At 44.8% G+C, this 24,727-nt stretch carries 15 protein-coding genes, 6 tRNA genes and 1 rRNA gene; 14 read left to right on the plus strand and 8 right to left on the minus strand.

Features of this window, described 5'->3' with window-relative positions; all coding sequences use genetic code 11:
* The first annotated feature begins 37 nt into the window (after positions 1-37).
* Both rrf and L1D60_RS16950 read left to right on the plus strand, forming a co-directional pair.
* Positions 38-153, plus strand: a 5S ribosomal RNA gene (gene rrf, locus L1D60_RS16945).
* Positions 154-222: 69 nt separating this feature from the next.
* Positions 223-313: transfer RNA gene (locus L1D60_RS16950), tRNA-Ser, on the plus strand.
* Between the two features lie 126 nt (positions 314-439).
* On the opposite strand, the gene ilvY is transcribed toward L1D60_RS16950, so the two are convergent.
* Positions 440-1,330 (minus strand): HTH-type transcriptional activator IlvY, encoded by an 891-nt coding sequence (gene ilvY, locus L1D60_RS16955; protein WP_239842154.1) that lies wholly within the window; start codon positions 1,328-1,330, stop codon positions 440-442.
* A 147-nt stretch (positions 1,331-1,477) separates the two neighbouring features.
* Here ilvY and ilvC point away from each other — a divergent pair, with 147 nt between their 5' ends.
* Positions 1,478-2,962 carry a ketol-acid reductoisomerase gene (ilvC, locus tag L1D60_RS16960; protein ID WP_239842155.1) on the plus strand — a complete coding sequence of 495 codons (1,485 nt, stop codon included), beginning with the start codon at positions 1,478-1,480 and terminating at the stop codon, positions 2,960-2,962.
* A gap of 235 nt (positions 2,963-3,197) precedes the next feature.
* Here ilvC and L1D60_RS16965 read toward each other — a convergent pair whose 3' ends face one another.
* The 4 genes from L1D60_RS16965 to L1D60_RS16980 form a co-directional block, all read right to left on the minus strand.
* The gene (locus tag L1D60_RS16965) at positions 3,198-3,449 is read right to left on the minus strand and encodes an accessory factor UbiK family protein (protein ID WP_239842156.1); all 252 of its coding nucleotides are present in this window, start codon (positions 3,447-3,449) and stop codon (positions 3,198-3,200) included.
* 120 nt (positions 3,450-3,569) lie between these two features.
* The gene (locus tag L1D60_RS16970; protein WP_239842157.1) at positions 3,570-6,692 is read right to left on the minus strand and encodes a multidrug efflux RND transporter permease subunit; all 3,123 of its coding nucleotides are present in this window, start codon (positions 6,690-6,692) and stop codon (positions 3,570-3,572) included.
* 11 nt (positions 6,693-6,703) lie between these two features.
* Positions 6,704-7,810, minus strand: a complete 1,107-nt coding sequence (locus L1D60_RS16975; protein WP_239842158.1) for an efflux RND transporter periplasmic adaptor subunit — start codon at positions 7,808-7,810, stop codon at positions 6,704-6,706.
* A gap of 17 nt (positions 7,811-7,827) precedes the next feature.
* The gene (locus tag L1D60_RS16980; protein ID WP_239842308.1) at positions 7,828-8,409 is read right to left on the minus strand and encodes a TetR/AcrR family transcriptional regulator; all 582 of its coding nucleotides are present in this window, start codon (positions 8,407-8,409) and stop codon (positions 7,828-7,830) included.
* A gap of 178 nt (positions 8,410-8,587) precedes the next feature.
* Between L1D60_RS16980 and rep the strand changes: the two genes are divergently transcribed.
* Positions 8,588-10,606 (plus strand): DNA helicase Rep, encoded by a 2,019-nt coding sequence (gene rep, locus L1D60_RS16985; RefSeq protein ID WP_239842159.1) that lies wholly within the window; start codon positions 8,588-8,590, stop codon positions 10,604-10,606.
* A gap of 55 nt (positions 10,607-10,661) precedes the next feature.
* On the opposite strand, the gene L1D60_RS16990 is transcribed toward rep, so the two are convergent.
* Complete coding sequence (locus L1D60_RS16990; RefSeq protein WP_239842160.1) at positions 10,662-11,075, minus strand: cytochrome c5 family protein; 414 nt, start codon at positions 11,073-11,075, stop codon at positions 10,662-10,664.
* A 296-nt stretch (positions 11,076-11,371) separates the two neighbouring features.
* Here L1D60_RS16990 and L1D60_RS16995 point away from each other — a divergent pair.
* The 10 genes from L1D60_RS16995 to L1D60_RS17040 all read left to right on the plus strand — a co-directional run bounded on the left by L1D60_RS16995 (position 11,372) and on the right by L1D60_RS17040 (position 19,605).
* Positions 11,372-11,448, plus strand: a tRNA-Arg gene (locus tag L1D60_RS16995).
* A gap of 48 nt (positions 11,449-11,496) precedes the next feature.
* Positions 11,497-11,572, plus strand: a tRNA-His gene (locus L1D60_RS17000).
* Between the two features lie 66 nt (positions 11,573-11,638).
* Positions 11,639-11,715, plus strand: a tRNA-Pro gene (locus L1D60_RS17005).
* A 43-nt stretch (positions 11,716-11,758) separates the two neighbouring features.
* Positions 11,759-11,834 (plus strand) — tRNA-His (locus L1D60_RS17010).
* Between the two features lie 10 nt (positions 11,835-11,844).
* Positions 11,845-11,921, plus strand: a tRNA-Pro gene (locus L1D60_RS17015).
* Positions 11,922-12,924: 1,003 nt separating this feature from the next.
* The gene (locus L1D60_RS17020; protein ID WP_239842161.1) at positions 12,925-14,652 is read left to right on the plus strand and encodes an ABC transporter ATP-binding protein; all 1,728 of its coding nucleotides are present in this window, start codon (positions 12,925-12,927) and stop codon (positions 14,650-14,652) included.
* Between the two features lie 94 nt (positions 14,653-14,746).
* Entirely contained in the window at positions 14,747-16,300 is a 1,554-nt protein-coding gene (locus tag L1D60_RS17025) for an ABC transporter substrate-binding protein (RefSeq protein ID WP_239842162.1), read from the plus strand.
* Between the two features lie 176 nt (positions 16,301-16,476).
* Positions 16,477-17,454 carry an ABC transporter permease gene (locus L1D60_RS17030; protein WP_032551023.1) on the plus strand — a complete coding sequence of 326 codons (978 nt, stop codon included), beginning with the start codon at positions 16,477-16,479 and terminating at the stop codon, positions 17,452-17,454.
* A gap of 2 nt (positions 17,455-17,456) precedes the next feature.
* Entirely contained in the window at positions 17,457-18,395 is a 939-nt protein-coding gene (locus L1D60_RS17035; protein ID WP_239842163.1) for an ABC transporter permease, read from the plus strand.
* 187 nt (positions 18,396-18,582) lie between these two features.
* On the plus strand, positions 18,583-19,605 hold the full coding sequence (locus tag L1D60_RS17040) for an SPOR domain-containing protein (protein ID WP_239842164.1): 1,023 nt from the start codon (positions 18,583-18,585) through the stop codon (positions 19,603-19,605).
* 92 nt (positions 19,606-19,697) lie between these two features.
* Here L1D60_RS17040 and L1D60_RS17045 read toward each other — a convergent pair whose 3' ends face one another.
* Together L1D60_RS17045 and L1D60_RS17050 are read right to left on the minus strand one after the other, a co-directional pair.
* A complete protein-coding gene (locus tag L1D60_RS17045; RefSeq protein WP_239842165.1) occupies positions 19,698-21,920 on the minus strand; it encodes an Ig domain-containing protein in 2,223 nt (740 codons plus the stop codon).
* Positions 21,921-22,162: 242 nt separating this feature from the next.
* Positions 22,163-24,445 (minus strand): putative Ig domain-containing protein, encoded by a 2,283-nt coding sequence (locus L1D60_RS17050; RefSeq protein ID WP_239842166.1) that lies wholly within the window; start codon positions 24,443-24,445, stop codon positions 22,163-22,165.
* Positions 24,446-24,727: the final 282 nt, after the last annotated feature.

Below are 24,727 nucleotides of genomic sequence, written 5' to 3' on the forward strand. Positions count from 1 at the left end.
ATAAACAATAAACAGCTTTCCGAATTTTAAGAATTTGCTTGGCGACCATAGCGTTGTGGACCCACCTGATTCCATGCCGAACTCAGAAGTGAAACGCAATAGCGCCGATGGTAGTGTGGGGCTTCCCCATGTGAGAGTAGGACATCGCCAGGCTTTGATTTAGTTACTTGTGTAACAAGTAACAACCTCAACAGTGTACTAATCTGTTGATGACAATTTATTGGAGGGATGGCTGAGTGGTCGAAAGCACCGGTCTTGAAAACCGGCAACCGTTAATAGCGGTTCTAGGGTTCAAATCCCTATCCCTCCACCACCATTGAAAAGCCCGCTGAGAAATCAGCGGGCTTTTTTCATTTCTGTCGTATCGAAATTCAAATAACAAAAAAGAGCACTAGCGTGCCCTTTCATGTCGTTCTCTCTATTTAACCATCTCGGATAGCTAATCCGTTAAATATTTCCCTTCTGCAACCTGCCAGAATGCTCGAATGAGTGGATTATCTAGTTGTGCTCGTTTGCAACATACTCCAAGCTCAAAAGGCTTAATAGGCTCCATCTTTAAGCGCTCAACCTTATCTCTTACTGGGCTGTTATTGATTACAACGTCTGGCGCAATTCCAATACCGCATCCAAGAGCGACCATACTGACGATCGCTTCATGGCCTGATACCTGAGCATAGATATTGGGTTTGATTTTTAGTTTCTTGAACCAAGCATTGGCACGTTCACGTGCTGTGCCTGCCTCTGGAATAATAAAAGGCAACTCATTCCAATCGATGTGCTCAGCCTGTAGTTGTTGGCTGAAGCTACTGACTCCTGCTGGAGAAATAACAGATAGCGGGATATCACTAATCGTTTCAAATTCGAGGCGTGATGGAAGGATATCTGGCTTAGCGGAAATAGCGATATCGACTTCGTCATTGAGGATCTTATCTATCGCTTGAGCTGGGTCGCCCGTTGAGAGTTTAAATTCAATATAAGGATGGAGAGCTCGAAACTCAGTAATTAACTCAGGCAGATGACTATAGCTTGCAGTCACTGAGCAGAAGATTCGAATCTCACCTTTCAGCTCTTGTTCTCCGCCTTTTAAATGAAGGTTGTACTGTTGCCATTCACTGACAATATTGAGCGCAACGGGAAGTAGCTGCTTTCCTGCTGGCGTAAGATCGACACTACGGTTATCTCGAATCAGGAGTTCTTGCCCAGTTTCATCTTCGAGTTTCTGAATTTGGCGACTTAAAGCTGATGGACTGACATGCATTGCCGCCGCTGTCTTGCTGAAGTTCTTGCTGTCACACAAATGTATGAATAACTGTAATGATTTTATGTTCATATATTACGAATGTTTCCATGTTGCATTAATTGCAATAACTAATTGTGAATATATCACTTTAAGCAACCGCATGTCTGTTTTAGTATGAACTCATTCGGTAACAAAGCTACCGACCTCAACGGAAAAATTCTTAAAAGGAGCGCCCAGATGGCTAACTATTTCAATACTTTAAACCTACGCGAGCAGCTAGACCAACTAGGTCGTTGTCGTTTCATGGACCGCAGTGAATTTGCAACTGAAGCGGATTACCTGAAAGGCAAGAAAGTCGTTATCGTTGGTTGTGGTGCTCAAGGCCTGAACCAAGGTCTAAACATGCGTGATTCTGGCTTGAACGTAGCATACGCACTTCGCCAGGCTGCGATTGACGAGCAGCGTCAATCTTACAAAAACGCAAAAGAGAACGGTTTTGAAGTAGATAGCTACGAAAAGCTAATCCCTGAAGCGGATCTAGTAATCAACCTTACTCCAGACAAACAGCACACAAACGTTGTTGAGACAGTAATGCCGTTGATGAAAGATGGCGCTGCACTAGGTTACTCACACGGCTTCAACGTGGTTGAAGAAGGTATGCAGATTCGTAAAGACCTAACCGTTGTTATGGTTGCACCTAAGTGTCCTGGTACTGAAGTACGTGAAGAGTACAAGCGTGGTTTTGGTGTTCCAACTCTTATCGCTGTTCACCCAGAAAACGACCCTAAAGGCGAAGGTTGGGATATCGCGAAAGCTTGGGCTGCAGGTACAGGCGGCCACCGCGCAGGTTGTCTAGAGTCTTCTTTCGTTGCTGAAGTTAAATCTGACCTTATGGGTGAGCAAACTATCCTTTGTGGCATGCTACAAGCGGGTTCTATTGTATCTTACGAGAAGATGGTTGCTGACGGTGTAGACCCAAGCTACGCTGGTAAGCTTCTACAATACGGTTGGGAAACCATCACTGAAGCGCTTAAGTTTGGTGGCGTAACACATATGATGGATCGCCTATCTAACCCAGCTAAAATCAAAGCATTTGAGCTTTCTGAAGAGCTAAAAGATCTAATGCGTCCGCTTTACAACAAGCACATGGACGACATCATCCAAGGCGAATTCTCTAGCACTATGATGGCTGACTGGGCAAACGACGATGCGAACCTACTAGGCTGGCGCGAAGAGACAGGTCAAACAGCATTCGAAAACTACCCTGCGGGCGACGTTGAAATCTCTGAGCAAGAGTACTTCGACAACGGTATCCTAATGGTTGCGATGGTTCGTGCAGGTGTTGAGCTAGCATTCGAAGCAATGACTGCATCTGGCATCATCGATGAGTCTGCGTACTACGAATCTCTACATGAGCTTCCACTAATCGCGAACACGGTTGCTCGTAAGCGCCTATACGAAATGAACGTAGTAATCTCTGATACAGCTGAATACGGTAACTACCTATTTGCAAACGTAGCAACGCCATTACTGCGTGAGAAGTTCATGCCTTCAGTATCGACAGACGTGATTGGTAAAGGTCTAGGTGAAACATCTAACCAAGTCGACAACGCTCGTTTAATTGAAGTTAACGAAGCTATCCGTAACCACCCAGTTGAGTACATCGGTGAAGAGCTACGTGCTTACATGAGCGACATGAAGCGTATTGCAGTAGGCGGCTAACTTCGTAACTCGACACGATAGTAAGAATTTAAAGAACTCCAAAAAATTGGAGTCATAAATAAAAAACACAACATCTAATTAAAAGGCTTGGTCGCCGTTGACCAAGCCTTTTTGTTTTTAGAGACCTAGCTTGCTAACGAAGATCTTTGTTCTCGAATCAATCTTTGGGAAATCTAGGGTATAAAAAAGGGTTGATGCTCTCACATCAACCCTTTTGTATCTTTTGCGGTAACGCTTATTTGTCAGCGAGCTTAGTTTCTAAATCCGCTAGCTTTTGTTCCATCTCAGTCAGCTTCTGACGTGTGCGCAATAGAACTTGAGTTTGAACATCGAATTCTTCACGACTGACAACATCTAGCTTGTTTAGCTGGCCTTGAATAACTTGGCGAACCTTTTGGTCCACATCAGAACCTAGCTCTTTTACTGGCTGAGGCATAGAGTCATGGATTTGTTTAGCAATCTGCTCTAGTTTTTTTGGATCAAACATATCAATTAAAACTCCTGAATATTTCCTACTATTCTATTTAATCGCAGTGGAGATGTCGCCTGTGGCGTATAAAAAAAGGCCACCGAAGTGACCTTTTTGCGATTAACGTGAAACTCGAGGTTAGTTGTTGTCAGCTAATTCTCTGTGAGCTGCTTTTGCCTCGTCGACACGAGCCAGTTTCTCTAGGTCTTTATCTTCAACAAAAACCGGTAGTGGCTTGTGTTTCTCTGCTAGGTAGCTGTAGATAACAGGCAGTACGAACAGAGTAAAGATTGTACCAATAGCCAAACCAGCAACGATTACGATACCGATACTGAAGCGCTGAGCTGCACCAGCACCACTTGCGTACATCAGTGGGATAAGACCTGCAATCATCGCTGCAGTCGTCATTAGGATCGGACGTAGACGAACCTTCGCCGCTTCCATTACTGCTTCAATACGTGATTTTTGGTGGTGTAGCTGTTCTTCTTTTGCAACCTCACAAATCAAGATACCGTGCTTGGTAATCAGACCAACCAGCGTTATCAAACCGACTTGTGAGTAGATGTTCATGGTTGCTGCACCCCACGCAAGGGCAATCAATGCACCACAGATCGCCAGCGGTACCGAAACCATGATAACCAGTGGATCTTTCACAGACTCGAACTGAATCGCCAGAACTAGAAAGATGATCGCCAGTGCTAGACCAAATGTTGCGTATAGTGCGCTACCTTCGGTTACGTATTGGCGAGCCTCACCCATGTAGTCATGGTTGTAACCACTTGGTAGCTTGGTCTCTGCAATGTTCTCAAACCATGCAATTGCGTCACCCATCGCAGCACCTGGAGCGGGTACTGCACCAATCGTTGCTGAGTTTAATTGGTTGAAGTGAGGAAGAGAGCGAGGTTCTGCCACCACATCAATGGTAATCAAACTGCCTAGAGGAACGGCTCTGCCATCAGCTGCACGTACGTAGTAGTTGTTCATCGACTCAGGGTTAAGACGGAATTTACGCTCAACCTGTGGGATAACCTCGTACGAACGACCATTGAGGTCGATACGGTTTACGTAACCATCTGACATCATTGTACCTAGCGTGATACCGATATCTTGCATTGTCACGCCGTAAGCACCGGCTTTGTCTTTATCGATGTTGATCTTCATGGTTGCTGAGTCGTAGTTCAGATCAAGATCTGAGTAAACGAATAGCGGGTTTGAAGATACTTCTGCCAGAATGTCAGTCGTGATCTGGAAAAGGCTCTCAAAGCTGTTTGGTGTTGTGATAACAAACTGAATTGGAAGACCTGAACCTGCACCTGGAAGCTCTGGCATTTGGAACGCCGTTACCGCCATCCCTGGTACATCTTTAACTAACTCACCGACACGGTTAGCCACTTCTGACTGACTTGTCTCACGCTCACTCCAAGGCACCATAGATGCAATACCAAAGGCTTGGTTTGCGTTTGGTACACCGGTAAATACTTGAGCGTACGCTACTTCTGGTTGATCAGATAGAATCGTGTTGACGTCGTTCATGGTGTTTTGCATGAAGTCTAGGTTCGCATTCGATGGTGCGGTACCCATAAGCATGATTACACCTTTATCCTCAGATGGCGCAAGCTCACTAGGGATAAATTTGAACAGCATTGGCAGGCTGGCAAATACGATGATAGCAAAACCGATGAACACAGGACGATGTTGCATAACAGCGCCAAGCATGCGCTCGTAGCGGTTAGTCATACCATCAAGAACACCGTGTACCTTCTGCTCAAACTTGCTTGGCTCTGCATGAGCTTTAAGCATTTTTGAACACATCATAGGTGAAAGCGTCAGTGCTACGATACCGGATACAAAAACCGAACCGGCAAGTGTCAGTGCGAACTCTTTAAATAGTGAGCCCGTTATACCACCCATCATCGCGATCGGCGCGTATACCGCACCTAGCGTTAGCGTCATTGCAATAACTGGAACCGCGATTTCACGAGTACCGATGATTGCTGCACGGAATGGCGACTCACCAAGCTTGATGTGACGGTCGACGTTCTCAAGAACAACGATCGCATCATCTACCACCAGACCGATAGCAAGTACCATTGCCAGTAGTGTCATCAGGTTCCATGAGAAACCCATCGCCTGCATTACCATTGCCACACCGATTAGAGACAGTGGGATAGTAACGATTGGGATCAGTACCGCACGGAACGAACCTAGGAACAGGGTGATAACGACCAGTACGATCAAGGCCGCTTCAAGAATGGTTTTGATAACCTCTTGAATAGACTCATTGATAGCGATGGTCGAGTCATACATCACGTTCATCGAGATGTTGCTTGGTAGGTTCTTCTCTAGTTGAGGAAGAAGCTCCAGTACATCTGCCGCGATATTGATCGGGTTGGCACTCGGTGCAGCGTTGATCGCTGCTACAACGGCCTCTTGGCCATTGGCACTCGCACGATAAACATCATGGCTCTTCTCAAGAGATACCTTAGCAATGTCAGACAAACGAATGATCTCGCCTTCGCCACTTCGTACAACAAGGTTTTCTAACTCTTCAGTATTTGAAACCTGTGTATCGGCACTACCGTTGTAAAGTACGAACTCACCCGTTGCTTGGCCTGTTGCCGATTGGTAGTTGTTGGCGTTCAATACAGTCATAACATCGCTAGCAGTTAGGTCAACTGCCGCCATTTTTGACGGATCTAGCCATACGCGTAGTGCGTATTTCATACCACCATATAGATCAACCTTCGATACACCGTTTACCGTGAATAGCTGCGGGTTAATTACACGTTCTAGGTAGTCGGTAATCTGACTCGAAGCCAACTCATCACTGGTAAAGCCAATGTAGAGTACCGCCGTTGTTGAACCTGTAGACATCGTTACGGTTGGATCTTCTGCCTCTTTTGGAAGTTGAGAACGTACCGAGTTTGTCTTGGCCAATATGTCCGACAGAGCCGCGTTTGGATCTGTGTTCAACTTCATGTTGACGGTAATGGTAGAGCTACCAAGAACCGACGATGAAGTCATATAGTCAATATTATCCGCCTGAGCAACAGCTTGCTCTAGGGGTTGGGTAATAAAACCTTGTATAAGGTCGGCACTCGCACCGTAGTAACTCGTGGTAACGGTTACTACAGTATTCGTCATTTCTGGGTATTCACGCACCTGCATCTTGAAGATTGCTTGCAAGCCAAGCAGGGCTATCAAAAAGCTGATGGATACCGCTAGAACTGGACGTTTAATAAAAACATCAGTAAAGCGCATTGTGACTCCAATTATAACTGTGGTGTTTCAGAAGGTGGGGTGATTGCATCACTCTCAACAACTCGCACCTTGGCACCATTACTTAGACGAACTTGACCTGAAGTCACCACTACATCACCGGCTTTCACACCTTCAAGGATGTGAGCGATGTCTGCAGTACGTTCACCTACTTTTACTACGTGTTGTGTTACGCGTTTCACGCCATCTTCTTCAGTCAAGATGTAAACATTGTCACCGTATAGAGTGAAAGTGATCGCTGTTTGTGGCAGCGCAACTTGGTTCTCTAGAGTCGGTAGAATGATGTTGGCACGAGCGAACATACCGCTACGTAGCTTGCCATCACTGTTTGGAATGTCTGCTTGAACTTGAATCAGACCACTTTGCACGCTTACTGCTGGCTCAATAGCGCTGATTGAGCCCTCAAACGGTGTCTCTGGGTAAGCATCAACAAAGATATCAACCGCTTGGCCAACATTGATGCGTGAGATATCCGTTTGAGAAACCGTGAAGCGCAGACGCATTACACTTGTATCTTCTAAACGCACGATATCAGTACCTGATTGAAGGTATTGACCTAGATACACATTACGAATACCCACAGTACCGTCGAACGGTGCGCGAATTTCACGACGAGCGATCGAAGCCTTTAGGCTCTCAATATCAGCCGAGAGAGAGAAGTAGTTCGCTTCTGCTTCATCGTATGCTTCTTTTGAAATAGAACCTTTCTTGAATAGACCTTGGTAACGCTTGTACTTAGCTTGTGCAGCCGGTAGACGCGCTTGAGAGCTTTTCAGATTAGCTTTCTCAACGTCTGAATCTAGGCGAACTAATAGTTGGTCGCTCTTAACCTCAGTACCCGATTCAAAAGAGATTTGATCGATAACGCCACTGGTTTCGTTCGCCAGTGTCACACCTTGGTTGGGTTCGATGAAACCGATAGCTTCGATTACTGGAACCCAGTCGATCGGTTGAACGTCAGTTACCGTTACTGGGAACTCAGGCTCAGGTCGGTTTGCCATGTATTCAGCAATTTTTTGTTGTTTGAACATGTTGAACCCAATTACGCTGCCAAAAAGAAGCACAGCGATGAGTAACATGAAGAAAGTCCACTTTTTCATTATGGTCAAAACTCCGATCAGTGTTTAATTATTGCGTCCCAGCTCGCTTCAATGGCTGCTTCGAGAGCCTCATCATCGAGATGGTAAAAACCTAAAGAATGCTTACGCGCGAGTGAGACACTTGCCGCTAAGCTCAGCCCACCTAATACTTCATTATCAAGTGGTTTAAATAGCCCTTGCTCTTTGCCTTCGTTAAACAACAGCTCAACTTGGGCAAACATTTTTCTTTCTAGTTCCCTGAAAGTTTTACTATTTGTTACAGGTAAAGAGTCATATTGAACGCGGTTTTTGATTGCCGCTAAATTGGTGCCAGCCAAGTTCCATATGTTGAGCCACATAGTTCTGTAACGCTGCTTGATCGGTGCTGAGTCATCGACTCCATGTTGAACCGCTTCTGCAATGCGTTGAGTAACTTGAATACGCACCTCTTCAATTAAGTGCTCTTTATCATCGAAATAGCGATATATAGTGCCAGCAGCGACTCCTGCTTCTTTCGCCAACTTCTGCATTGAAAGGCCTTGAAAACCTTCCGCTGCGATCAGTGTCTCGGCGGCAGAGAGTATCTGTAAGCGCTTATCCTGAGAGGTATGATTGGTCATAATCTCATCACTAGTGAATGAACGTTCATTCATTATAGCTCAAGAACCATACATTCGTGCAAGTTGGTTTTATACAAAAAGCGTAAAAATCTTGTATAAGAGAACGTAGCATTCAAAACATTGCAGCATTATTATAGTCGCGAATTCCAATTGACCCTGAGATGACATCGAGAATCTAATGAGACTGAACCCAAGACAAGACGAAGCCGTGAAGTACGTGTCGGGCCCCTGCTTAGTATTAGCGGGAGCTGGATCGGGTAAAACACGTGTTATCACTAATAAGATCGCCTATTTGGTTCAGGAGTGTGGCTACAAAGCTCGAAATATTGCGGCTGTGACTTTTACCAACAAAGCCGCGCGTGAAATGAAAGAGCGTGTGGGGCAAACATTAGGCAAGAATGAATCAAAAGGGCTGATTGTCTCAACGTTTCATACTATGGGTTTGAACATCATCCGTCGTGAATACAAAGCACTTGGCTTGAAAGCTGGGTTTTCTCTGTTTGATGATCAAGACCAACTGGCTCTACTTAAAGAGCTAACGGAAAAGCAGATCGATGGCGACAAGGATCTTCTGCGTCAGTTACTGAGCACAATCTCGAATTGGAAAAATGACATGCTCACGCCAGATCAAGCGAAAGCGCGCGCTAAGAGTGATCAAGAGCAGCTGTTTGCCTTCTGTTTTGAGATGTACCAAAAGCAGATGAAAGCGTACAACGCCCTCGATTTTGATGATCTGATTGCGATGCCCGTATTACTGCTGAAAACCAATCAAGAAGTGCGTGAACGTTGGCAGTCGCGTATTCGTTATTTGTTGGTCGATGAGTACCAAGATACCAACACCAGCCAATATGAGTTAGTGCGTCTATTAGTCGGCGAGCGCGGTCGTTTGACGGTGGTAGGCGATGATGATCAATCTATTTACTCATGGCGTGGTGCGAAACCGCAAAACTTGGTGCTACTTGGCGAAGACTACCCGAATCTTCGTCTAATCAAGCTAGAGCAGAACTATCGCTCAACCAGTCGTATCTTGCGAGCAGCTAATATCCTGATTGCCAATAACCCGCACGTTTATGAAAAGTCTCTTTTTTCAGAGATCCCAGACGGCGAAAAGCTCAAGGTACTCAATGCTAAGAATGAAGACCATGAAGCAGAGCGCATTACTGGTGAGATCATCGCGCATAAGTTTTTAAATCGTACCGATTATAAAGATTATGCGGTGCTCTACCGTGGTAACCACCAGTCGCGTTTGATAGAAAAAGCGCTGATGCAGAACCGTATTCCTTACAAAATCTCCGGCGGTACTTCTTTCTTCGCTCGCGCAGAGATTAAAGACATCATGGCTTACCTGCGAGTGTTGGTGAACCCAGATGACGATAATGCTTTCCTACGTATTGTGAATACGCCACGCCGTGAGATTGGTCCTGTGACACTTGAGAAGTTGGGTAGTTACGCCAATATGCGTGGCAAGAGTTTGTTTGAGGCAAGCTTTGAAATGGGCTTGGAGCAGACTCTGACTGGGCGAGGTCTAGAGAACCTGCGCCGATTCACCGACTGGATTGTCCGTATTTCTGATAATGCTGAGCGTGGTAATACGGTCGATGCCGTGCGTTCTTTGGTTCGTGATATTAATTACGAAGATTGGTTATACGAAACCTCTGCAAGCCCGAAAGCGGCAGAGATGCGTATGAAGAACGTCTCTGATCTTTACAGCTGGATCGTGGCTGACCTCGAGGGTGACAACTACGATAAAGAAGAGAAGACATTGAGAGAGGTGGTTCAGCGATTGACTCTGCGCGATATGATGGAGCGCGGTGAAGATGATGACGATGCAGACCAAGTTCAATTGATGACACTACACGCATCAAAAGGTCTGGAGTTCCCGTATGTATATCTCATGGGGGCTGAAGAGGGGATTCTTCCACACCAAACCAGTGTTGATGAAGGCAATGTCGAAGAAGAGCGCCGATTGATGTATGTAGGCATCACTCGTGCTCAGAAAGAGCTAACCTTTACTAAGTGCCGTGAACGCCGACAATTTGGTGAGCTGATTAAGCCGACACAGAGTCGTTTCTTAGATGAACTGCCGCATGATGATGTGGAGTGGGAAACAGTGAAAAAGCCTCAATCTCAAGAAGAGCGTATGGAGAAAGGCCAAGCACATATTGCGAACATCCGAGCGATGTTTAATAAGAAATAAGCCAGAAAAACAAAAAGGAGACCATTTGGTCTCCTTTTTTAGAATTTCGGTTTACTTACAGACCTGCGATCATGTGCTCGATAGCGTCTTTGATCTCATCATCTGAACAGTCCATACATGAACCTTTTGCTGGCATCGCATTGAAGCCGTTGATTGCGTGGTCAGCAAGAATGTCTCGACCTTGAGCAATACGAGGAGCCCAATCTGCAGCATCACCCGTTTTAGGTGCGCCACTTACGCCTGAAGCGTGACAAGCAATACAAAAAGTACCGTAAACAGTTGCGCCATCACGAGGACCAGTTGGTTCAGCAGCAACGGGTTCGCTGCCAACTAGGTAAACTTGACCAACGGGCTTGATGCGCTCAGCAATAGCGTCTTGCTCTGCTTGGCTCAGTTCTGATGCGACCGCTGTCGTTGAAAAAGTCACTGCTGCGATGACAAGGCTTAAAATTCGACGAGACATATCCATTAAACTCACTTTACATTCCCAAGGTAAGTACGTGCCTACCAATTATAGTGTTAGAGGGGTGTGTTGATTTTAGTTGCAAAAAGCGACTGTTAAATCAATGTAAATAATGGGTGATTATATCCCGATAAGTTGTTGCAATAAACAACAACTTATAGGCAATAGGGGGTTCTAGTACTCAAATAAGGGGTTTATCACATATTAACTGTCGAAAAAGAGAGCAAACGAGAAAAAAAATAAAAAAAGTACTAGACGACCTAGGGTGATATACGTATTATTCCACTCCGCCGACAGGGCATGCGCCTGTAGCTCAGCTGGATAGAGCGTTGGCCTCCGGAGCCAAAGGCCGAAGGTTCGAATCCTTTCAGGCGCGCCATCCGGACACTTGTTTCGACAAGTGAGTATTGGCAAGAAAGAAACAATGGTGGCTATAGCTCAGTTGGTAGAGCCCTGGATTGTGATTCCGGTGGTCGCGAGTTCGAATCTCGTTAGCCACCCCATTTTTCTTTTAAGAATATCGGTAGCTTCGGCTTCCAGTTCTGATAAAATCAGGACAAAACATAAGTCGGTGAATAGCGCAGCTTGGTAGCGCATCTGGTTTGGGACCAGAGGGTCGGGGGTTCGAATCCCTCTTCACCGACCACTATTTCAATAATCGCTTAGGCGGTTATACAAAAAAATTAGTGGTGGCTATAGCTCAGTTGGTAGAGCCCTGGATTGTGATTCCGGTGGTCGCGAGTTCGAATCTCGTTAGCCACCCCATTAATTTTGTCGGTGAATAGCGCAGCTTGGTAGCGCATCTGGTTTGGGACCAGAGGGTCGGGGGTTCGAATCCCTCTTCACCGACCACTATAAGAAAGCCTCGTCAGAAATGACGGGGCTTTTTTGCATCTGAAATCTTGATGGTTTTAGATCTGGGGGTAGGAGGCTGGTGCGCCAGTCCGATGAAAATCCAGTCGCATCACCTCCCTTTTCTCCGACCACCTTAAGAATCCTCAACTCAGTCACTCACGTTAATCTCTGTTCATCGATCTCAGAATGGAAATTAACGAACTGTCAATGACCACTCTTAAATGCACATAAAGGCATATGATTAACCTCTAGTTGATAGGCTTTGCCCTAAATTAGTGCTACGGCGATTAATGTATTGAAGTGGTTGATGAAACTTTGCACTAATATTAAGCGTGCTTGCCTTTTTAGGGCGTTTATCTCATTAAGAGAATGTTCTTTTTCTTAGGTTGGTGGATGATTTGTCATCAAACCTTACTGAGGGAATATTTTGCGAATAGAGCCGTTTTAGGTCACCTTATTGAGGTAAACACAAGGTGAGCACTTCCGGTTATTTTACCTTTCAAAACACGAATACCCACGAAATATTACTGTCTTTTCTACAAGGTTCTTACTATCAATTCTGTAAATAATTTTTAGTTTAAACTTCTGTTTTTGTGATGTTATTCGGATTAAATTATGGCTATTTTGATCTAAAGTAGATTATGTTTCTATATTGTTAAGTGTTGTGTGGAATAATTATTTACACAAAGTGACTAAAGACAAAATATGCTTTGGCGGTCTGTAAATCTTATACATGCATATGAATAAAGGCGTTTGTTTAGCTTTTTTGACAGGGAATAAATACTGATTTCTTCTTACTATATGCTTATTTAGTGAATAATTATATGGTGTTTTTGCTTGCTTGACGTTTAATGTCGACTTTTTATCCTATTTTTGTTGCTTTTCTGTGAATTATTTGCCAAATTGTGAACCGTATAAAATATCAGAACATTATTCTGGTAAGAATGGATTCAATTTTGCAGACAGGGCAGAAAGCTGCCAAAGCAGTAGAGGTCTGGTAATGTCACTTTTAGAAGTAAAAAATCTTCGCATCGAATACCCATCTCGTCATGGTGTGCACGCTGCGGTGAAATCACTCTCGTTCAATATTGAGCGCGGAGAGATCGTGGGTGTGGTAGGGGAATCTGGTGCCGGTAAGTCAACGGTTGGTAACGCAGTTATCGATCTATTGAGCCCTCCAGGTCGCATCGCGAGTGGTGAAGTTTTCTTAGATGGTGAGAAAGTATCAGGCTTATCACCTGAAGATATGCGTAAAGTACGCGGTTCAAAGATCGGGTTCATCTTCCAAGACCCGATGACATCTCTTAACCCTCTTTTCACCGTTGAGCAGCAACTGAAAGAGACGATACACGCTAACATGAAGGTTTCTGATGAAGAGGCTTATCAACGCGCTCTGGATCTAATGAATCAGGTTGGTATTCCTCAACCTGAAAACCGTCTTAAGCAGTACCCTCACCAATTCTCCGGCGGTATGCGTCAGCGTGTGGTTATCGCAATTGCACTGGCGGGTGAGCCAGATCTTATTATTGCCGATGAACCAACCACAGCACTGGATGTATCGATCCAAGACCAAATCTTAGGTCTGATTCGTGAATTGTGTATCAAGAAGAATGTAGGTTGTATGTTGGTAACGCACGATATGGGTGTGGTTTCCAACGTAACCGATCGCGTCGCGGTAATGTATCGTGGTGATTTAGTTGAGTTTGGTCCAACGGCGAAAGTCCTTGGTACTCCTGAGCACCCATACACGCACAGCTTGATCTCTGCGGTTCCGCGTTCAGATCGTAAACTCGATCGCTTCCCTCTAGTGAGCTACATCGAAGAAGCGCACGAGATGGAGCCTCTGGATGTTAAGAACCACTGGCTAGGTCAAAGCCAAGATCATCGCGAATACACTGGCCCACTACTGAATGTGGAAAACGTAAACTTGCGCTTTACCACTAAAGATTCGTTCTTTGAGAGCCGCCGTGAGTACGTTCAAGCTTCAAACAATGTGAGTTTTGAGGTGCATGAAGGTGAAACCTTTGGCCTTGTAGGTGAGTCTGGCTCTGGTAAGTCAACAATCGCACGTGTGATTGCGGGCCTATATGCACCAAACTCAGGCAAGGTAACGTTCGAAGGCGTTGATCTGACAGGGCTTAAGTCTGAGAAAGAGCGCCGTCCAATGCGTCGTCAGATGCAGATGGTGTTCCAAAACCCTTACACATCAATGAACCCTCGAATGAAGATATTCGACATCATTGCTGAGCCTATCCGTTTCCATAAACTAACTCGTAACGAGAATGAAACGCGTCAGATCGTACACGATCTCTTAGATCACGTTGGTCTGGGTAAGATGGCTGGTGTTAAGTATCCACATGAATTTTCTGGTGGTCAGCGTCAGCGTATTTCTATCGCTCGTGCTCTGGCAACTCGTCCTCGTCTTCTGATTTGTGATGAACCAACGTCGGCACTGGATGTATCGGTTCAAGCGCAAATTCTTAACCTACTAAAAGACCTACAGGATGAGCTAAACCTAACCATGCTGTTCATCAGTCACGATTTACCGGTTATTCGTCAGATGTGTGACCGCGTGGGTGTGATGCAGATGGGTACACTGCTTGAGGTCGCGCCGACCGAGCAGTTGTTCCAATCACCTCAGCATGAGTACAGCAAACAATTGATTTCTTTAATGCCTGAATTTACAGGCTTACGAGAAGAAAAAGCAGTGGCTAACGCCGCGGTATAAATGTAAGCGGGTGAGGTTGAGCCTGCTTTAAAAATAAAACAGACGCAAATACAACAACTAGGGATCTGGATTCCCGCATGAAGGAGTTATGCAAATGAAAACCATGAAAAGCAAATTAGCAGTCGCTTTGATGGCAGCTGGCCTAAGCTTTAGTGCAGCAGCAGCAGATATTACCGTTGGCTACGCAGCTGACCCAGTATCACTTGACCCGCACGAGCAGCTGTCTGGTGGCACACTGCAAATGTCTCACATGGTGTTTGACCCTCTAGTACGTTTCACTCAAGAGATGGATTTTGAAGGCCGCCTAGCATCTAGCTGGGAGCGTGTTGATGAAACGACTTTCCGCTTTAACCTACGTAAGGGTGTGAAATTCCACTCTGGTAACGAACTAACAGCTGACGATGTTGTGTGGACTTTCGAACGTCTACAAGCGTCTCCAGACTTTAAGTCTATCTTCACACCATACGAGAAGATGGTAAAAGTAGATGACTACACAGTTGAGCTAGTATCTAAAGCGGCTTACCCACTAGTACTACAAACAGCGACTTACATCTTCCCAATGGATAGCAAGTTCTACTCTGGTAAGACTGCAGATGGCAAAGATAAGTCTGAGCTAGTGAAGCACGGTAACTCGTTCGCTTCGACTAACGTTTCTGGTACAGGTCCATTCATCGTTACTGAGCGTGAGCAGGGCGTAAAAGTTCAGTTCAAACGTTTCAACGATTACTGGGACACAGAGACAAAAGGTAACGTTGATAACCTAACGCTAGTACCAATCAAAGAAGACGCAACGCGTGTAGCAGCACTTCTTTCTGGTGACGTAGATATGATTCACCCAGTAGCACCAAACGATCACAAGCGTGTTAAGAACGCGAAAGGCATCGACCTTGTGACGCTACCTGGTACTCGTATCATCACCTTCCAAATGAACCAAAACAGCAACGAAGCTCTTAAAGACGTTCGCGTTCGTCAGGCGATTGTTCACGCAATCAACAACGAAGGTATCGTTAAGAAGATCATGAAAGGCTTCGCAACCGCTGCTGGTCAGCAAAGCCCAACAGGCTACGCAGGTCACAACGAGGAGCTAGTGCCACGTTACGATCTTAAGAAAGCAAAAGAGCTGATGAAAGAAGCGGGCTACGCAGACGGCTTCACGCTAACAATGATGGCACCAAACAACCGTTACGTGAACGATGCGAAAGTAGCTCAAGCGTCTGCAGCTATGCTGTCTAAGATCGGCATCAAGGTTGACCTGAAGACAATGCCTAAAGCGCAATACTGGCCTGAGTTTGACCTATGTTCAGCTGACATGATGATGATCGGTTGGCACTCAGATACAGAAGATTCAGCGAACTTCAACGAGTTCCTAACAATGACTCGTAACGAAGAAACTGGTCGTGGTCAGTACAACTGTTCTGGTTACTCTAACCCAGAGATGGATGCGATCGTAGAAGCGTCAAACACGGAAACAGATCCAGCTAAACGTTCTGTGATGCTGAAAGGCGTTGAAGCAACACTATACAACGACGCTGCATTCGTACCGCTACACTGGCAAAGTGAAGCGTGGGGCGCGAAGTCTAACGTTGGTGCTGCTGACGTAGTTAACCCAATGGTTATGCCTTACTTCGGCGACCTAGTTGTAAAGTAATCTAGCATGCTAGATGTGAGAGCCTGTTGGTTCAGGCTCTCGCTTTTTTAAGTTGTTCTATTAAGTTTCGGTATTTAGTCTTCCTTCAGTCTGGCTAGATACCTTTTTTAAGACTGAATATTTGTTATCTAGTTACGGATTTAACTAGATAGTCATGGATAGATAAGGGGCAAGGAATGTTTACGTTTCTGGTCAAGCGCCTGTTTCAGGCACTGATAGTGATGTTTGTGATCAGTTTGGTGGCGTTTGCCATTCAGGATAACCTGGGCGACCCGTTACGTGAGTTGGTAGGTCAGTCTGTTTCAGAAGCGGAGCGTCAAGCGCTGCGTGATGAACTGGGCCTCAACGATCCCTTCATTACAAAATACACTCGCTTTGTAGGCGCCGCTCTACAGGGTGATCTTGGTACTTCGTACTTCTTTAAGCGTCCTGCAGTTGACGTTATCTTAGACAAGCTGGTGGCTACACTTGAGTTAGTGTTTGGTGCATCGCTTATCATTGTTTGTTTGTCGATCCCACTCGGGGTTTACTCGGCGATTCACCCAAAAAGTTTCTTTACCAAGCTGGTCATGGCGGGCAGTAGTATCGGTATCTCGATCCCAGTGTTCCTAACGGCCATTATGCTGATGTATGTGTTCTCTATTGAACTTGGCTGGCTGCCTTCTTATGGACGTGGTGAAACCGCTAACTGGCTTGGCTGGGAGTCGGGCTTCTTTACGCTAGATGGCCTTGCACACCTAGTTCTACCAAGTATTGCACTGGCTTCTATCATGCTACCGCTATTCATCCGTCTAGTGCGTTCTGAGATGCTAGAAGTTCTAAGCTCTGAGTACATCAAGTTTGGTAAGGCGAAAGGTCTAGCACTGAACAAGATTTACTACCAACACGCACTGAAAAACACCATGCTACCAGTACTAACAGTAGGTGGTGTGCAAATCGGTACTATGGTGGCTTACACCATCCTGACTGAAACAGTATTCCAGTGGCCGGGTACCGGCTTCCTATTCCTTGAAGCGATTAACCGAGTGGATACACCACTGATTACCGCATACGTTATCTTCGTTGGTCTTATCTTCGTAGTAACCAACACCATTGTTGACCTGCTATACGGCATCATTAACCCAACAGTGAACATTACAGGGAAAGGAGCATAATCATGGAACAATCAACAACAGCTCCATCTCGTTGGGAGCGCTTTAAGCAGTCAGACATTCTGTACTACTTCTTACGTGACAAAGTGGCGATGTTCAGCTTCGCTGTCTTTACTGCATTCTTGGTGATGGCTTTGGCTGCACCGATTCTCGCGCCGATGGACCCATATGATGTGACGTCGATTGACATCATGGACTCAGAGCTACCGCCATCATGGATGGAAGATGGCGACGAGCGTTTCCTATTGGGTACGGACGAACAAGGTCGTGACATTCTATCGACCATGCTTTACGGCTCTCGTTTGTCACTAACGATTGGTTTCTTAGCGGTAGGCCTTCAGCTAACACTGGGTATCATCATCGGTCTGTCAGCGGGTTACTTCGGTGGTCGTATCGATAGCTTCCTGATGCGTTTTGCCGATGTTCAGCTCTCTTTCTCAACCATGATGGTTGCGATCATTGTTTCGGCTATCTTTAAGGCGAGCTTTGGTAGTGACTTCTATGCGCAGTATGCCGTAGTCATGCTGGTGGTGATCATTGGTATTGCGGAATGGCCGCAATATGCACGTACCATTCGTGCATCGGTATTAGCAGAGAAGAAGAAAGAGTATGTGGAAGCGGCGCGTGTGATGGGCTTTAAAGCTCCACGAATCATGTTCCGCCACATTCTGCCGAACTGTTTATCTCCAATCTTGGTTATTTCTACGGTACAGGTGGCAAATGCCATCATGTCAGAAGCGGCACTTTCTTTCCTAGGTCTTGGCCTTCCAGTTGACCAACCATCGCTTGGTGCTTTAATCAGCATTGGCTTTAACTACATTTTCTCTGGTGCATGGTGGATTACTGCCTTCCCTGGTGTGGTACTGGTAACGTTAGTGCTAGTGATTAACCTGCTTGGTGACTGGTTACGCGACGTATTTAACCCGAAAATCTACAAAGGTTGATCCCGAGCGATTGATTTTTAATAAAAAAGCTCACTAAACTAAGAGTCGTAAGCAATTACGGCTCTTTTTTTGCTTATAGTTTAGGAACTATGAGTTATTGATGTAGTCAATAATGTCTAAAATGGAATTCATTTTTTATCGACACTGTGTCGGTAATAATTTTACCCTTGAGGGTTGAGTGATGGGTATGAAAGTGACAATAAATGCAGTATGTCGTGGTTCACGGAAAGGTTTGGGTTTAGCGCTGTTCGCGATTGGGGCATCATTGTCTGGTCATGTGCAGGCGGAGTCGGTTCTTTGTGATGCTACTCAGGCCAGTACAGATCAACTGCCTCAACTAGAAGCTTCTTGTCCTATTGGTAAAGGGGTTTGGGGCAGTAAAGCACCTAAGACTCATTCAGAGAGCAATCTATTTTGGGTTCAGTGTGGATTGCTTAACGACCCGTTGCCGCTAGAGAAAGCGAAACCCATCTATAAGAATATCTCGACCAATGTATGGATGAAACCAGAGCAGGGTAACTACCGTTGCCTGATTGGCCCATACTCTAACTATGCGGATGCACGCAAAGAGCTGCTTCAGGTTCGTAAGGTACCGGGCTACAAAGAAGCCTTCATCCGTATGGTCGATAAATCTCAATCAACCAATGTAGCGCCACTTACTGCGGCTACTGCAAAAGCGGGCAAAGCGTCTTCACCGAAGCCTCGAGTAGAAGCGCAACCTATCGAGCGTGCTGCGCCAAAAGCGCCTGCGACGGCAACTGTTGCTAAAGCTTCTACACCAGCGCCGAAGGCTCCAACTCCTAAAGCTGCGAGCAAATCGGCTGTTGAGCCGATGGCGATTCAATCACTTCCAGATAACTCAAAAAGCAGCAATGATGCTGAGGTAGAGGTTCGCTTGACGGCTTCTGTCTCTGGTAAGACTTACTCTGTTCCTTACATTCTTGATGGCAAGCAACAGTTTTACATGGAGCAAGGTAAGCCTTGGAGTCGTTTGGATTACGATCAAGCGAGCAAGACCTGTAATGGTTTAGGCATGGAGCTGTTGAGTGAAGAAGATTGGCAAACCATTTTGAATTCGAAAGTGATGGAGCAGAAAGACTGGCCAATGCATTTGCCATACTGGGGCGCACAAAAGAAAGGCCTGTTTACCAATGGCAATGTCACTCAGCTGAAAGGCTCATCACTTCTTAACGTGATGTGTGTGAAGTAGCTTTAAGAGTATTTGAGCTGCTATAGGCCAAAAGGTCCAGATAAAAGAAACCCCAGCGATTGGCTGGGGTTTTTGTTGTTAGTTCGTTGAACTTAGTCTTGGATTAGTGGAAGTTTATCGATCACTTTTTCCATTGATTCTTGGTCGTATGAATACAGGCCGAACTCAGGAGCAGATACGTAGTTCCACTGTGGTTCCTCGCTCCATTTTACCCCAATGTAGAAATCACCAAACTCACGTTGGATGTAGCGGTAGCGTGTCTTGTAATCAGAGTCAGCCCCTGTTTCTTCTAGTACAATTCCTTCACGGCCAAAGCTATCAAGCTCGTAGCTCAGGTTTCCTGGCGTTTCGAAGCCTGTAGGTTTGATTGACTTGTAGTCATATGAGTTTTCAGCATATACAAATTGACCAGCAGCATACGTTAGCGGGTAGCCGTCAAGTTCTGGATCGAATTCCTCTCCAGCCTCAACCGTGAGGTCGAAATCAGTGAAACCTGAAGTAATCTTCTCAGAAGCTGGCAAAGTTTGTGCGAATGTTAAAGCAGTTGAATCGAGCCAGAATAGTTCGTCTTGATTTACTTTCAAGATAATCTGGTATTCATTGTCTTCTGGTTGATGTTGATAAAGCATCTCGTAGATACCGCCTTCTTTATCAATCATTTTCCCGTCATTGAGTGTCACATCCATACAGTCTTTATCTTGATGTGACATGTAGTCATTATGCTTATCTAGCTCGGCTAGCTTAACAAAAGGTGCATAACTATTACCCCATTGATCAAGTGCGTCACTCATGTTGCCTGAGTAGTTTTCATCGCTATTCGAGCCCCAGCAGAACATTAGTCCGTGCTCGTCTTTAGCAAGTGATGCGTAGCCGATTTCACCGTCATTGTCGGCAAAGCTACCCATTTTCCACTCTTGGTTATTGAAGTGTGCTTCTGTAAATCCGAGTTCTGGTACTGGTGGTTCAACAGGAGCTCCTTCTAATACGTGAGGCATTAGAAATAAGGCATCTTCTGAATAAGCGTTGTCATTATCTCGAACGCTAATTGTTAGTTTGCCATATTGATTCCATGATGTAGTTGGAGTGCCATGGATAGTGACGAGCATGTTTTCTCTATCTGTATCAACAGAAAGTCCATCAACAACACCACCTAAACCAACTCTAATCCCCTCAATCGATCCATCTTCATCTTTAAATAGCTGGCTGATATTGAGAGTTTGAGAGAAAGCCTCACCTTCTTGTAAGTACCATGTCTCTACCTCTTCCTTCTGAAGACGGGCTTCTTCATCTTTATTTAGAACAGGTGCTGTATTTTCTGCTTCAATCGTTACTTTGAGGTTGAGAGGGTAAGATAGTGATTGATGTTCATCTTTCGCGAATATTTGGTAATTGAATTCACCAACAGTCTCAGGGGTTCCACTAATGACACCTGTTACTTTATCAATGATTAGGCCGTTTAGTTTTCCTGTAAGCTCTTTGAGTTCATAAGTTAAAACATCACCTTCAGCATCACTAAAGTTTTGCGATGCATTGATAGGAGCCCAAGCATCTCCTTTAACCATAACAATAGGGTTCAACTGACTATCAGCTTGGTCATGTACAGGTCGGGAGTTCGGCGTGACAATGGGAGCACTACCATCTTCAGGAACTTCGATAACAGGCGAGAAGTCTTCTAGGTTTTCACCGTTATCAATCACTTCTTTTGTTTCTTGAGCGATAGCGTCAGTTAGCTCTAGTTGCTTTTCTACTGGTAGTTCAGCGTTATCAACTAGACTTTCACCGATGACGTTAAGTGCTTCAGCTTCTTGCGATTCGTCAGCAATGTAGTCACCAAAGATAAGCTCATTAGAAGCTTCAAGACCGGATTCGGTTACAGAATTAACCACATTTTCTTGTGCTTGCTCTAGAGTAAGGCTGCTATCAGCTTCCATTTGTTCAACAACCATATTGGTCATTGGGCTAACAACGGTAGCACCTGCTGTAGCTGCTAGGTCGAAGTCGGATGTTACTAAGCCACGAGTTTTATCGATTGTTTGACCAGCAATAGCTTTAATGAAAACGGCTTTGTCTTTGTACTCATTTGGAAGAGTAATCTCGCCGTTTGCATTGGTGTTGCTCTCGAGTTGTTTATCTTCTGAATCTAGTTTTAGGTTGTTGTTAGTATCAACCCAAACTTCTGCATTCTCTAGGTAGCCATCGATTGCAGTAATCACAATACCGCCTGGAGCTACGCCATCTGATGAGCCACCATCTGAACCGCCACAACCTGAGAGTGCAATAGCCACTGACGCTGCTAGTAAACTAACCTTCTTCATTCTTTTCATCCTTACCGAGTGAAATCTGTATTTATCTGAAGTGATTTATAAAAACTGGCAAGGTTTTACCGTGTAGATGACTGTGGTTCAAGATACGGAAAATGAAGAAAAACCCGTAAAGAATATTATAAAAATATTCAGTAAGGCTATGTATTTAATGTATTTATGATTTTCGCTGATTGTCATTCGGTGGAAGAATAAAACCCCGCGTGAGCGGGGCTATGTATTAAGTTGGTGGCTAGTTATTTGCCCCAAGCATCATGGATGCGTTTGATCGCTTCCTCTTGGTTTGACTTGATGAAGAAAAAGCCGTTGTCATCATGGCCGTAACCATACTGTGCATCTTTGTTGTGGTCACCAATACCAATAGTTAATTCACCAAAGTCGCGGTAAGTAAAGTAGCGGCGGGTTACAACACAGTTGCAGTCGTCGTTATCTTCAACGAGTCCTAAGTATGGATTAATCAATGTATTGTCATGATCATCAATGTTTTCACCAACAAGCCAGTTATCTGACCAGCTTTCACCTGGTTCGGAAATTGAAGTAGCAGTGTATGTGCCTTTTGCAAGGCCCTCTGCATTCTTGCCTGTCATTGAGTAAGTAAACTTGTCCAGTAGAGGATAAAGAACATTGTATTTACCTTGGTCATCAACAAGTAGGTACTCATCAAGTGTTACATCAACAGTCATGTCGTTTTGGCTTGGGTAAGAGAATGAGTTGTAGTTAACACCATCCTCTACTTCTGTTGAGTCCATCCAGAATAGTTCTTTATGGCCGGTAGACTCCTCGATTAGCATAACAATCTGATAGTCACCATCTTTGGTCACGTTCTGGTAAGTCATTGTCGCGGTATCGGTACCGGAGTCTCCTGTAAGGTCAACTGTACCGTTGGCATTTAATGTAGCCGCATGACAGTCAGTATCATTGAGCAGGTTTTCACGACCAAGATCCCAGTAGTTGTGCTGCATGTTGTCTAGCGTGCTTAACCAGTCTTCACGACTAAGTGTTGAGAAGTGACTTGAGTCATCTGTCGCAAAACACAGTTCATTCTGGCCGTTGTTCACACGTAGAGATGCAAATGCTACCTCTGCATCACCGTAGTCAAAGCTACCCATTTGCCATACGCCACCTTTATCAAAGTGTGCTTGAGTGAAGCCTAGTTCTGGTTGTGGCGGTTCTACAGGTGTGCCTTTTAAAACTTCAGGTAGTGTGAATGTTACATAGGTTGGTGCACCGTCGTTATCAACACCACCGACATTGAAAGTTTGCCCTGCAGGGTAAGACTTAGTTGGTGTACCAGAGATTGTTACAACTGAATTTGTACTTTCAGTTGGGGTAATAATTAATCCATCAACAGTTAGTGCACCAGAGCGATATTTAACGATGTCGCCATCGGTATCGTTAAATAAGCCTGATAAGTCGATAGTTTGGTTGAAGACTTCACCTTCTTGAAGCTGCCAACCATTAATCACACCCTGTAGTCTTTTTTGTTCTTCTTCGATGACTTCTGGAGCTAGGTTCTCAGCCAACTTAATGACTTTAAGATTCAGTGGGTACGACAGTGCACCATGCTCATCTTTTGCGAAGATTTGGTAATTAAAAGTGCCTGCTGTAGTAAGGTCACCTGTAATAGTGCCATCTGTGCTACTAATTGTTAGGCCGTTGAGATCGTTTGCTAGCTCTTTAAGCTCAAACGTTAATGCATCGGCGTCTGCATCTTGGAAGTAAGTAGAAGCATCCAGTTCTGCCCATACATCTGAAGGCTCAAGAGTGATGTTCTCTAAAACACCATTTTCAGTGTCAACTGGACGAGAGTTAGGAGCTACTGTGATTGGGTTACCATCAGTAGGAATATCAACGATTGGAGAGAAATCATCAATCTCTTGTGAAGGATCTTCAATAATTGTTTTAGCTTCTTCTGCAACAGCATTTGTTAATTCGAGCTGCTTTTCTACAGGCAAATCAGAATGATCGACAAGTGTCTCGCCAATAGCATTTAGAGCTTTTGCTTCTTCAGTGTTATCAGCAATATAGTCACCAAAAATAAGATCTTCAGAGACAGTCAAACCAGAACCAGAATCTGTTACCGAGGCAACTACTGCCGCTTCCGCGTCTTCTTGAGTTAGAGTGTCATCACTTGCTAATTGCTCAACAACCATGTTTGTCATCGGGTTGATTACTGTAGAGCCTGCTGTTGCTGCGATAACAAAATCAGAAGCAACTAAACCACGAGTACTATCAATAGTTTGGTTTGCAATTGCTTTAATGAAGATTGCGTTATCTTTGTGCTCATCAGGAAGAGTGTACTGACCAGATGCATTCGTTAGCTCGGATAGCTTAGTATCTGTCGCTTCATTCAATAGTAAATCGTTGTCCTTATCCACCCATACTTCAGCATGTTGTAAGTAACCATCGATTGCCGTAATTACTACACCACCTGGTGCTGCACCTGAACTGTCGCTATCTGAGCCACAGCCTGTTAGAGCGAAAGCCACTGACGCTGCTAGTAAACTAACTTTTTTCATTTCATATCCTTTGTAGAGAGCTCTAGCCAAGCCCTATTTGTTTCATTTTCTGAGACTTATATTAGTTGGGTGAATGTTTTACTTGGGATTGATCGCTTTTTCAACACACGTAAAAGCAGAAAAAAACCGTAAAATTTATTTGATTTTTATTTGAAAAATTGACGTCTGAAACGTCGTATGTGGAACAGCTCTAGAAGGGAGTCAATTAGGAGAAGATGAAATAGTGTATGGATGTACGCCACATTACCTGAAGCCGACACTTATACTTTTAGTATCGGCTTG

This window comes from Vibrio sp. Isolate30 (assembly GCF_022397975.1).
Lineage (GTDB): Bacteria > Pseudomonadota > Gammaproteobacteria > Enterobacterales > Vibrionaceae > Vibrio > Vibrio fortis.